7 protein-coding genes are annotated in these 12495 nt (G+C 56.0%); 2 read left to right on the top strand and 5 right to left on the bottom strand.

The window, feature by feature from the left end; translation table 11 throughout:
* Nucleotides 1-43: 43 nt before the first annotated feature.
* Nucleotides 44-787, bottom strand: a complete 744-nt coding sequence (locus tag C8029_RS06365) for a hypothetical protein (protein ID WP_152002496.1) — start codon at nucleotides 785-787, stop codon at nucleotides 44-46.
* An 861-nt stretch (nucleotides 788-1648) separates the two neighbouring features.
* Here C8029_RS06365 and C8029_RS06360 point away from each other — a divergent pair.
* Both C8029_RS06360 and C8029_RS06355 read left to right on the top strand, forming a co-directional pair.
* Nucleotides 1649-3772, top strand: a complete 2124-nt coding sequence (locus C8029_RS06360) for a site-specific DNA-methyltransferase (protein ID WP_152002495.1) — start codon at nucleotides 1649-1651, stop codon at nucleotides 3770-3772.
* Between the two features lie 3 nt (nucleotides 3773-3775).
* Nucleotides 3776-6385 carry a DEAD/DEAH box helicase gene (locus tag C8029_RS06355; RefSeq protein ID WP_152002494.1) on the top strand — a complete coding sequence of 870 codons (2610 nt, stop codon included), beginning with the start codon at nucleotides 3776-3778 and terminating at the stop codon, nucleotides 6383-6385.
* Nucleotides 6386-6466: 81 nt separating this feature from the next.
* On the opposite strand, the gene C8029_RS06350 is transcribed toward C8029_RS06355, so the two are convergent.
* The 4 genes from C8029_RS06350 to C8029_RS06335 form a co-directional block, all read right to left on the bottom strand.
* Nucleotides 6467-7009 (bottom strand): PIN domain-containing protein, encoded by a 543-nt coding sequence (locus C8029_RS06350; protein WP_152002493.1) that lies wholly within the window; start codon nucleotides 7007-7009, stop codon nucleotides 6467-6469.
* Nucleotides 7009-7755 (bottom strand): hypothetical protein, encoded by a 747-nt coding sequence (locus C8029_RS06345; RefSeq protein ID WP_152002492.1) that lies wholly within the window; start codon nucleotides 7753-7755, stop codon nucleotides 7009-7011. The genes C8029_RS06350 and C8029_RS06345 overlap by 1 nt, the downstream gene beginning before the upstream one ends.
* Nucleotides 7756-8770: 1015 nt before the next feature.
* On the bottom strand, nucleotides 8771-11197 hold the full coding sequence (locus tag C8029_RS06340; protein WP_051130621.1) for a Tex family protein: 2427 nt from the start codon (nucleotides 11195-11197) through the stop codon (nucleotides 8771-8773).
* A 137-nt stretch (nucleotides 11198-11334) separates the two neighbouring features.
* Nucleotides 11335-12387 (bottom strand): TRAP transporter substrate-binding protein, encoded by a 1053-nt coding sequence (locus C8029_RS06335; protein ID WP_152002491.1) that lies wholly within the window; start codon nucleotides 12385-12387, stop codon nucleotides 11335-11337.
* Nucleotides 12388-12495 lie beyond the last annotated feature (108 nt).

The raw sequence follows: 12495 nt of genomic DNA, 5'->3' as shown, positions 1-12495 counted from the left end.
TTGATAGATATCCGCGCGACCCACGTAAGCGGCTGCGCTCTAGTCAGGCGCAGAGTTTACGATAGAGGTTTGGTACGAGATTGAACACCTTTTTTCGCCAGCGATTTCTGCGCTCTACAAATTTCGCGGCTTCATGAATTTCCATTTCATAAGGCGATGGACCGCCAAAACCAAGCAGCCAGAACCGTACTCGTATTTGATAAAGTTTAACCCCGTTTTCATCTGAAATAAGTCTTCTTTCGGGCCCGCTATCAGCTTCGAAAGGTAGATATGAATGTTGGAGATTTGCGTAGGCGCGGCGTGCCTCTGGCGAAGCCTTCAACTTGATTACGGAATAAACCCGTTGAGAGGTGATGCCGTCCTCGTGTGCACGAAATTTGGCCACCACGCTTCGATGGTTCCCTTCCGAGATAAACAGCTTTTCTCCATCATCATACAGATGCCACCCGTCGGGGTGGCCAAACTTGATCTCGGGATCGTGGTCGTAGCTCAAAGGATCTTCATAATATTCAGGCCGAAGTTCGAGAACATCCAGCTTGGCAGCAATTTTTTTCGCGTCGCTCAAGAATACCCGCCAGGTCATACCCTGATTGTAGCGAGCATGAGATGTTCCAGCGATTCTTCTTGGGTCAATCGAACAGTCGTCTAAGCGCACTTCTTTTACGACAAAATCGCAAATCTGCCCCAAGTTGAAGGGTTCGATTTTTTCGTCAGCCCAAGCGCTAGCAGTCTCGACCCATCTTTTTCCCGTGGGCGTTGTGACATTCTCTTTCAAATAAGATCCCATTCGAAGCTCAGTCGTATCAGCTTTATTTTCACGCGCCCTCGTACGGCTTTGCCAGCCTTTTTGCGATCAGGTGCCGGTCACGTCTTGGCGATCAATATCGAGCACCGCTCAGTACATACTGTCACAGTCTCGCTGCTGGCGCCCAGCAAAATTGACCGCGTGATCTTAGCAGGACTGAATGTCCATATTGAAAGCTCCGCAAAAGCTGCCGCTCATGAATTACGCAGCTAACGGCAGTTTCGCGCCCTCTTTAAAAATGCTGCGGGCTGCTCCTATGCCTGCACTGTGCGAATAAGGGCGCGTGGTGCCAAATCGTCAAGACGTGCGCCGAGTTGGCAGGTATTATTCTTTCTATGGCGAATGACAGGCTTGCCCTTGCATTGCCGCCATTTGACTTAAGAAAATGCAGCACGATGCACGAATGGCGGCTCTAACAGGCTGTGCCGCTGCATTTGGTCATCGACTGGGTGCCCGGTCTGGGAATGAAGCAACCGAGGTGCCTTGGGTCGCGGGAGTAGCTGAAGGCGCATTGCACATCGTAGTGGAATTTTCGCGGCCGTAGGCGGTGGCAATGTGAACGCCTTGGGGGCACTGGGCGTGACTCCATGGCGAATGCCAATGCGCCGCGTGCAGTATGGTCGCCTGCCTATCGTTTCCGGCATGACGCTTCTTCACTCATTTGGCAAAGATCGACGGCTACTTTGGGCTGGCGGCTGCTCGTTTCGTCTGCAATTGTAGCGTGGGGTGAGGCAAGGCCCTCAATTTATTAGCAAACACGAGGGCGGCAGAAGCGCTGCGCGGGAAGTATATGGTCATGGGGACAAACATGCCGCTAATCGCAATACAAATCGAGGTGGGCGCATGTCTCGGCTGACGGATTTGATTTTGCAAGCGAAGGTCAAGGATGCAGATCTAGGGCGAGAGCTGGAGCGGGAGTTCAAGGCGCTCGCCAGCCGCCGGTCCTTTGGTCTGAATTTTGAACGGCACACACCGGAGACGGTCGAACTGCCCGGACGGCCCATCCGTAAGGGCGACAAGGTGCGCGTGCTTCCGCCCCGTGGCAACACCGACAAGGGCGACAAGCGGTTGTGGAAAGTGGCGCGCACCAACAAGGTAGATGGGCAGCGGGTGGCAGACCTATCCCTGATCGGAACCGATGAGCCGGAGGCGCAGACCGTACCGGTGGAAGACCTGATCGTGGTGGCCGAGTTCCGCGACTACATCTATCCCGGTCTTGTCAGCACCGGAAAGGTGACGCGCGGCGGCGACAAGCCCTTTCATACCGTGATCAACGGAGAAAACTTTCACGCCCTGGAGGCGCTGACCTTCACCCATCGGGGAAAAGTGGACGTGATCTATATTGATCCGCCCTACAATACCGGGGCGAAGGATTGGAAATACAACAACGACTATGTTGAAGGGGATGACCTATATAGGCATTCCAAATGGCTTGCATTCATGGAGCGGCGGTTGAAAGTTGCTCGCGCACTAATGAATCCCACAAATTCAACACTGATTGTTTCAATTGATGAAAAGGAGTTCTTGAGGCTGGGTTTGCTACTGGAGCAAGTCTTTCCCGAAGGTCGAGTTCAGATGGTGAGCATTTTGATCAATCCAAAAGGACAGTCTAGGAACGACTCTTTTGCAAGGACTGACGAATACTTGTTTTTCGTTCTTCTAGGAGAAGCGAAGCCTGCCCCAACAAGCCTCAGCGACGAATGGAGAGCATCAGATAAGCAGTCTTCAACTGATGTTTATTGGCAACAATTGAGGAGGCGGGGATTGCGCGGTGCGGTACGTCGTGAGGATCGACCCGGTTTATTCTACCCGATTTTTGTAAACACTGATGGATCGGGATTACATTCTGCCGGTAAGCCAATTCCACTCAATGAAGAACCTTCTATGGAAAAACCGGAAGGGACAGAAGTTTTGTGGCCGACTCGGGCTGACGGGAGCTACGGATATTGGCAAGTATCACATGAACGTTTGATGGAATTAAACAATATTGGCCTTGTGAGGGCCGCAAAGCCGTCTGTTGGGGCGATTTATTATCTCAAGCGGGGAGAGGCGAAGAAAGTCGAAGATGGGAAATTTCGTATTCTCGGACATCGCAAGGACGGCTCAATAATTGCTGAATCCATTGAAGGTGGAAACCTATTTTTGCCCGGAACCCAATGGAGAATTGGCTCTCACAATGCGGGCGAGTACGGGACTAATACATTAACAGCTTTGATACCCAATCGGCGCTTTCCATTCCCTAAGTCACTTTATGCCGTCGAAGATGCATTGCGGTTCTCTGTTTCTGCTAAACCTGATGCGACCATTCTAGACTTCTTCTCTGGCTCAGGCACGACTTCTCACGCAGTCATGCGCCTCAATAAGCAGGACGGAGGCCGTCGCCAGTGTATCTCAGTTACAAACAACGAAGTGGGCGCTGATGAGCAAAGGGCGCTAACCAAAGACAAGTTGCGCCCCGGCGACGATGATTGGGAAAAGTGGGGCATTTGCGACTACATCACCAAGCCGCGCATCGAGGCGGCGATTACAGGCCAAACACCGGACGGCAAGCCGATCAAGGGCGACTACAAGTTCACCGACGAATTCCCGATGGCCAAAGGGTTCGAAGAAAACGCCGAGTTCTTCACGCTCACCTATGAAACCCCCGTCTCGATCGGCCACAACCGCGCCTTCGCCCGCATTGCCCCGCTCTTGTGGATGCGTGCAGGCAGTGAAGGGCGGCGCATAGACGCCTTGCCAGATGCAGGCTGGGACGTTGTCGATACCTATGGCCTGCTGACCGATTTGGACACCGCTGCGCCCTTCACAGAGGCCGTGGAGGCCGCGGGAGGCATTCGCGTTGCTTACATCGTCACTGATGATGACAGACGCTTTCAATCGGTCGCGCAGCGCCTGCCCGATGGGGTGGAGGCCGTGCGGCTGTATGAATCCTACTTAACCAATTTCCGCTTTGCGATGGGGCGCTGAGACATGAAATTCACGCTCAAGGATTACCAGGACGACGCGGTGGCCCAGGTTCTGGATAGGCTCAAGAAATCCCGTAAACGCTGGCATGACGACAAAGAGAAAAACGCCTTCTCCCTGACCGCCACCACGGGTGCTGGCAAAACTGTCATGGCCGCTGCTGTATTTGAGGCGCTATTCTTTGGATCCGACGATTACGACTTTGCACCTGACCCAGGCGCGGTGGTGCTCTGGTTTACCGATGACCCGTCGCTCAACGAACAATCAAAGTTTCGCCTAATGGAAGCGGCTGATAAGCTGACAGTCTCTGACCTTGTGACAGTCGAGAACACGTTCGGGCGGGAGACCTTCGAGCCGAGAAAGATATACTTCCTCAATACGCAAAAGCTGTCCAAGACTAGTCTGCTTGTACGCGGGCACGATGCGGACGACGCAGGTGTGGAAACGGTGAACGGTACCCCGCTGATGCCGGATGCCCGATCTCATACGATTTGGGACACCATCCGTAATACGGTCGATGACCCAGACCTGACCTTGTATCTGGTGCTGGACGAGGCACACCGTGGGATGCGTGATGCCGCCAAAGGCACAAAGACCATCGTAACACGTCTGATCAACGGAGAAGGCGGCGTGCCGGGTGTGCCAGTTGTTTGGGGGATTTCTGCGACTGTGCAGCGGTTTGATGATGCCGTGAAAGCGATGCAGGACCGGACTGCGCTGCCTAACGTGGTGGTCAACTCTAAGCTGGTGCAGGACTCCGGTCTGTTGAAGGACACGATCAATCTCGATGTGCCAAATGAGGCAGGCGATTTTGCAACTGTGCTGCTCAGGCGCGGAACGCAGAAGCTGCGCGACATTACGAAGGCATGGGATGCTTATGCCGCTGAGCAAGGCGAAAGCGGGATGGTGACACCGCTGATGGTCTTGCAGGTACCCAACACACCGAACAAGGATGATGTTGGGACATGGTTGCAAACTATCTTTGACACTTGGCCGGAACTGCCAGCCGATAGCGTTTACAACGTGTTTGGCGAGAAAAAGACCGAGTCCTATAAGGGCCATTCCGTCCCCTATATCGCGCCTGAACGGGTGCAGGAATCCGACCATGTGCGCATCTTGCTTGCGAAAGAGGCGATCAGCACTGGCTGGGACTGTCCCCGCGCCGAGGTGATGGTTTCGTTCCGCGCCGCCTCTGACCAGACGCATATCACGCAAATGTTGGGCCGCATGGTGCGGACTCCTCTTGCGCGGCGCATCCCCGGAAATGAGCGGTTGAATGCGGTCGATTGCCTGTTGCCGAACTTCAACCAGGCGACGGTTAAGGCGGTTGTCCAGTCGTTGATGACCGGCGGTGATCTGGGCGACAAGCTGCCTGGACGCCGGGTGCTGATCAATCCCAAGGAAATGTCGCCCAATCCAGCGGTGCCGCAAGAGGTGTGGGACAAACTGTTGTCGCTGCCGTCAAAGACCCTACCCAAGAAACAGGCGAGACCGATCAAGCGGTTGACCGGGCTGGCACATGAGTTGGCGGCGGATGCAATCCTGCCGGATGCGGGCAAGGTTGCCCATGCGCATTTGCACGCATTGTTGGACAAGGCTCAGGCTGACTACGCCGAGGCAATCGAGAAAGCGCGGCAAACGGTGCTGAGGGTCGAGGGGAAGACTGGCCGCGCAGCGGTGGGCAGCACCGACATGACCTTTGACGACTTCATTGAAGACGCCGATCTGGCCGTGATCGAAGATGCCTACAAGCGCGCCGCCCGTATGATTTCGCCCGATGTTGCCAAGACCTACAGTGAATTCTTGGCCGAAAAGAACGCGGGCGTTGACGACGAAGAAGAGGCCCTTGTCGAAGCCCATGCAGACGTCGCTGCAATCGGCTTGGTTCCGATGATCAAGGATTTTCTGGAAGCCGAAGCGGAAGCCTTTGCAAATGAATGGCTGACTGACCATGACGACGCAATCAAGGCGCTGAGTGACGAGCGACAGGACGTTTATCGGGAATTGCGTGAGCTGAGCGCGAACCCACTCGATGTTTCGCTAGCCATGCCGCGCAACAGCTTGCAGCCGACCGTTGAAGTCAACGAAGGCGGGAGAGAACAGGTATTGCCGCTATACAATCACCACTTGCTTTGCGACGCAGATGGCAATTTCCCTGCTGCCTTCAATTCGTGGGAATTGGAGGTGTTGACGCAGGAGATCAGGCACGTTGGTTTTCTCGCTTGGTATCGCAACCCTTCATCGGCCAGTGCCGAGTCGTTGGGTATTACATATCCAGATGATGGACAGGAAAGCATCATGAGGCCGGATTTCATATTCTTCTCGAAAGTGGACGACGGAACGGTACAGGCGAACATCGTCGATCCCCACGGCCAATTCTTGGCTGATTCCCTACCCAAACTGGTGGGCTTGGCGAATTACGCAGAGACCTGCGCATTTCATTTTGGACGTATCGAAGCTGTTGCCAAGGTGGGCGACGCATATCGTTCTCTCGACTTGAAGGCCCCAGACGTGCGGGACGCCATCCGCCGTGGGCCAAGCGCTAAGTCATTGTTTGAGGGGGAGAAAGCGAACCCATACCCAGATATCCCGCCTGAAAATCATCGACGCCATTAAATCTTGTGCAACAAAGCCGGTGTGGGTTGATATGTTGCCCCACTGCCAGCAGATTTCGGTCGCTGGCCGCCAGCGTAGGACTTACGACGTGGTGTCGAAGTCCCAAGATTGCTGAGGATCTTCTGGCGGTAAATCGAGGTCAGCCGTCCGGTATGCGTCCAATCCTGCGTGCTTTGCGTAGCTATGTACGTCAGCGTCGTCAGAATAGACGGCATGCACTCCCTCCGCCTTCGCAATTGCAACGATTTGACGGTCAAACTTAATTTTGGTTTTCGTTGCGTCGGGATTTGCTGCATCGATACGGTGGCCGCCGCGCTTGATCGCATCGCTCATGGCGAGGGCCGCTTCAATAGCTGCCTTCTGGTCGAATGGCGCGATCCTGAAAGCTGCTTGTCCGTTGAGGGTGTCGAGGTAGGCCTGCATGGCTCCCCCAGCATGGACCAGCACTTCGCTTAGGACAGGAGTCGGGATAACGATCTTCTCCTTATCAGCTGTGAGGTTTGTGATCAGGTATTCGATCCGCTCAGCCGCTTTTTCTACGGAGATACCAGTAGCAGGGTCAACCGGCGCTTTGGCGTTGGGATCAAGAACAAGCAGCAAGATTGAACTATCGAAAACAACCATTAGTGCAGACCGTTGCCCTTCTCGCGCAGAGCTTTCAGCGCTCCAATCGGATCATCCATACTCGCCCAATCACTGCCCTTGATCTCACGCATCTGGACGATAGTATCTTTGAGATCGTCGGGGGCGAGCACTGTGAAATTATCCACGCGAAACTTTTTCAGAATCCAATGGCCTTCTTGGTCACGAAGCCATCGACCTGTGCCGTAAATACGCACAGGTTCGTACATATGCTTGGCAAGACGGCGAGCAGTATCGCGATTGGTGTCGATGCCGGTATACTTGATCTCACCATTCTGTAGCTGAAGGTGCACAGTTTGATCCGCGCCGCTGACGCTGATCAGTATTCCATCGAGTGTGCCTTCTTGGTTAAATGGCCCATAAGTTGTGGGTCTGGGGCGGTTCACGCCTGGAAAGACGATGATTTCGGCGCTCTCGTCATCGTCTTCGTAGACGAAGCCAGTGGCGTTGTCTTCCGCAAGTAAGCGGTCGATCTCCGTCTTGGCCCTTGTTGCCTCCGGGCTTCCCTCACCCCGCTTCACCTGGGCGATATGAGCTGCAACTTTTGGCACGTCCTCATGGTCGATTCTCGTAACAAGTTGCGTGCTGCCAGGCTTCAGCGTATCGAAGTGAACGGCAGTATCATGACCGAGCATAGCGGCAAGGTTTTGCATGTACTGAGCCAACCGAGCCATCGGAATGGTCTCGGGCGTGTAGGCTTTTATATACAGCGTATAATTCTTGCTCATGGTCTCACTCATCGCGGCCGCTGGGGTTGGGCCGCCGTCCTCATCGTAGCATCTAGAGTTGGCGAATGACAATAAAATCCAATGAAGACATGGATTTAGGAAAGGTCGTTGAAATTCAGAATCTTAGCGCGACCCGTGTGCATAAGTGCGCTATGTCGGGGCGACGCTCCCCCGGTTAGTCTAAGCGTGATTTGGAGGAAAGATGATGGAACGGCGAATGCACCCCGACAGCCATGAGCTACACGACTGGCCCATATACGGCCCCAAGGACCCGGAGATCGCCAATCTGGTTGACGCGCTCGCATACGACCATGGACTCCGTGTTCGAGAGATCGAGGAAGTTATTTTGCGAGCATTACGAGATCGCGTGTCAGCTGAAGAAGCGCGAAGTAGCCACAGCTCTAACTGACGGGCTTTCGTACTTCTGGGTGTGGTTTAAAGTGTGGTATGCTATTTCTGTCAGATTAATTTATCTAGTATTTCCAACTAAATAAATGAAATGTAGCGCACCCTTCGTCTCCGCCACCCACCATTTTGGTTGATTGGCATCCGGTGCTGTTCTACCTTCTAAGGTACTGAATAGACACATCGTTCTACTCACTTTCAATTGCGACCACCTCATATCGGTTACGCTCGGTGGTCTTCATTCCGAACGTGTCTACGATGACAATGACGTTGAGCTGGATCTGATTGCGCCTAAATCAAAGCGTACTCAGTGGCGGCACAAAGGTGTTGCTCCCGCGTACCTGTGCTTTGGACGCCGCATCAAATAGAATGGCCACGATCTGAATTCTTGGGAACAGTGTGCGGGTCGTGATCCCGAGGCCACCTGACGCACAAAGCCCCGCACTGGGCGGGGCCTTACAAAGTACGATCTGCACCATCTTTGTAGCCCGTTCCCGTCCACCTCAACGCCTAGGCTGATTGCTGTGGACTCTTCAGGTTTCGTGTCTTCCTCATCGCCGACGCGGTCATACGGTGATGAGGCTGACGTCTCTTTAATATGTAGGCTGTATCAGGATTTTTTCTTCATCGCGTCCAACAAGGCGGCCCCGAGGGCGCTGTTGCCGCTTGGGGTTGGTGTGCGGTTCTGCGGCGCTGGGGCCTTTTTATGATCTTTGGAGCCGCCCGGTTTTCCACCCGCTTTGCCCGATGGCGCGCCCTGCGGTTTGGCGGCGAATGTCCCGCGCGCGGTAGGCGCATCGCTGCGGCGCCCATCGTTGGCGCTATTGCCGTCTTTGCGCATCGTCAGCCCGATCCGTTTGCGCGGAATGTCGACTTCCGTCACCCGCACCCTCACAACATCCCCGGCTTTCACCACCTCATGTGGGTCTTTCACGAACCGGTCGGCCAGTTGGCTGACATGGACCAACCCGTCTTGGTGCACGCCGATGTCAACGAAGGCACCAAAGGCGGCCACATTGGTCACGGTGCCCTCAAGGCTCATCCCCGGTTTCAGGTCCTTGATGTCCTCAACCCCGTCGGTGAAGCTCGCGGTTTTGAATTCTGGCCGCGGATCACGGCCCGGTTTTTCCAGTTCGGTGAAAATGTCGCGCACGGTCGGCAGGCCGAAATCGCCGGTGACAAACTCCTCGGCGCGCAGGCCTTTGAGGGCGGCGGTCTGCCCCATGATGTCGCGAATGTCACGACCACAGGCCGCCACGATTTTGCGTGCCACATCATAGGCTTCGGGGTGCACAGAGGAGGCGTCCAAAGGCTCCGCCCCATCACGAATGCGCAGGAATCCGGCGCATTGTTCAAAGGCTTTCGGCCCCAAACCGGCAACTTTCAAAAGCGCCTTGCGCGACGGGAAGGCGCCGTGTTGGTCGCGGTGCAAGACGATGGCATGGGCCAAAGACGGACCAAGCCCCGCGACCTGTGCCAACAGCGGCGCCGAGGCCATGTTGAGGTCCACGCCCACCGCGTTCACCGCGTCTTCGACCACAGCGTCAAGCGCCTGCGACAACCGCCGTTGGTCGACGTCATGTTGATATTGGCCAACGCCGATGGATTGCGGCGTGATCTTGACCAGTTCGGCCAGAGGGTCTTGCAGGCGGCGGGCAATCGAGACCGCGCCGCGCAGGCTGACATCGAGATCGGGGAATTCCTGTGCGGCCAATTCGGAAGCCGAATAGACCGACGCACCCGCTTCGGACACGATGACTTTGGTCGGCACTTTGACGCCCTGCGGCAGGCGTTTGAGCGTGTCTGCGACAAGCCGCTCGGTCTCCCGGCTGGCGGTGCCATTGCCGATAGCGATCAGGGCGATGTTATGCCGTCCTATCAATTCGATGAGTTTGGCCTCTGCGCCGCGCACATCCATTTTGGGCTGAAACGGATAGATCGTTGCCGTGTCCAAAACCTTGCCCGTGGCGTCCACAACGGCGGCTTTCACGCCGGTGCGAATGCCGGGGTCCAGGCCCAGCGTGGCTTTTGCACCTGCCGGGGCGGCCAAGAGCAAGTCTTTGAGATTGCGGGAAAAGACGTTGATCGCCTCGTCATGGGCGCGCTGACGCAATTCGCCCAACAGATCGATATAGAGCGAGATCGAAAACTTCACCCGCCACGCCCAACGCGCCACACCGCGCAGCCACTCATCGCCGGGCAATTGTCCCTCTGTGCCCAAAGCTGCGCCGATCATGGCGATGGCGCGCGGTTCGCCCTCCTCAGAATCGGGGCCGATTTCCATCGTCACGATGTCTTCTTTCGCGGCGCGCAGGATCGCCAAAGCGCGGTGGGACGGAATATCCGACCAGCGTTCGCGGTGGTCGAAATAATCGGAAAATTTCGCGCCCTCTTGGTCCTTGCCCGCAATGAGTTTGGCGGTGACAAAGGCCTCGCGTCGCATGAAATCACGCAGCTTGCCCAAAAGATCAGCACGCTCTGACAGTTCCTCGGTCAGGATGTCGCGCGCGCCATTGAGTGCGTCTTTGACGGTGGGCACCGCCTCGGTCACATAGGCTTCGGCCAGGGTTTCGGGCGGAGCCGTCCGGTTGGTATCAATCGCGCGCAGCAAAGGCTCCAAGCCGTTTTCACGCGCGATCATCGCCTTGGTCCGGCGTTTGGGTTTGTAGGGCAGGTAGATGTCCTCAAGCGTCGATTTGCTTTCGGCTCCGGCAATGGATTTGGCCAGATCGGCGGTCAATTTGCCCTGTTCGGAAATGGATTTCAGGATGGTCGCGCGGCGGGATTCCAGATCGCGCAAATAGGTCAGCCGGTCGGACAACATCCGCAATTGCGTGTCATCCAAGCCGCCCGTGACCTCTTTGCGGTAACGCGCGACAAAGGGCACGGTCGCGCCGCCATCCAACAGATCGACCGCCGCGCTGACTTGCGACGGGGCGGCGGAGATTTCAGTGGCGATGGTGCGCGCGATGCGGGCGGCGATGGCGGCAGGTGAGGTGGCCGGTGCGGCGGTGGCGTGATCCAAAACAGGCTCCATGTCTAACAGAACCGCAGTCATACCCGCCTGTCGGGCGAGGCCAAGTCACAAGCCGCGTGGGCCAAATGAAAACACCTGTTGAGGCGGCCCAACCGAGGCTTGCTCGATTGGACCTGAAGACGTGTCGCCCAAAGACCTCAGGCCGGTTGATCGGCGTCCAGTAATTCATTGGCGCGGTTCAAAATCGCCGTGCCATCCAGGCCGCGGTCATTGAGCTTGTCGATCCAGGCCTGATGTACTGGCTGTGCGATCTCGCGCCATGCCGAAATTTCCTCTGCCGCGATCTCACCGATGGTGTTGCCCTGTTTGATCACCACCTCTTTGCCCATCTGTTCAAACGTATCAAATTGGCGGCCAATACGTTGCGACAGCGCGATGCCGGAATGATCGTCGATCACCTTGCGCAGATCGTCCGAGAGGTTCTCATAAACGCGTTGGTTCATCAGCATCGAGAAGGTGTTGGCATACAGCCCACGCGACGCGGGGGCAGGGGCGGATGAGAATTTGGTCAGTTCTTGTAGCTTGAACGCGGGCACCACCTCATAGGGCAGGCAACAGCCGTCGATCACCCCATTTGAGAGGCCAACAACCATTTCGGTCACCGGGAAAAACACCGTCTCCGCGCCCATCAGTTCAAGCAGCTTGCCCGTCGCCTGATTGGGGGCGCGCAGCTTGAGACCTTTGAGATCATCGGCGGTGTGAATAAGCCCCTCGCGGGTGTGGAATTTGCCGCCATCATGGGTGTGAAACCCAAGCGTTTTGGTGCCCGGATATTCATCTTGGCCAAACTCATCCATCAGCTTGTGCATGACCACGGAGGTCTTTTCGGCATTGGTCACCATAAAGGGCAGCGCCAACGTTTCGGCCACCGGGAAGCGATCCGGCGAATAGACCGGAAGGGTCCAGCTTATGTCGCAAATGCCCTGACGGACCTGATCAGGCAACTGACCAGGTTTGCCGCCAAGCTGCATCGACGGGAACAGTTGGATGTCAATCGCGCCCTCGGAGGCGGTGCGAATTTCCTCGATCCAGGGTTCAAAAAACTGCGTGTTCATTGTTGCCGGGGCGGGCAACATCGAATGGAGTTTCAGGGTCACTTCGGCGGCATTGGCGCGCTTCAAAAACGCCGGGGTGGCCAGTGCCGCCCCCATGCTCGCCAAAACCGTGCGGCGGGTGAATGATGTGGTCATGTGGGTCTCCTCCCTTGTGTTCCGACGGCGTTGCGCCGGTCATGCGTTGGTGCGCTTCAATCTGGCCTGCGCTTTGCCGCCTCCTCCTGCGGCAAAGGGGCCGTTTCG

Source organism: Roseobacter sp. TSBP12, from assembly GCF_009129705.1.
In the GTDB taxonomy this organism is placed as follows: Bacteria; Pseudomonadota; Alphaproteobacteria; order Rhodobacterales; family Rhodobacteraceae; genus Celeribacter; species Celeribacter baekdonensis_A.
Note: the sequence above shows the minus strand (reverse complement) of the source record. Positions and strands in the feature narration are given on the sequence as shown.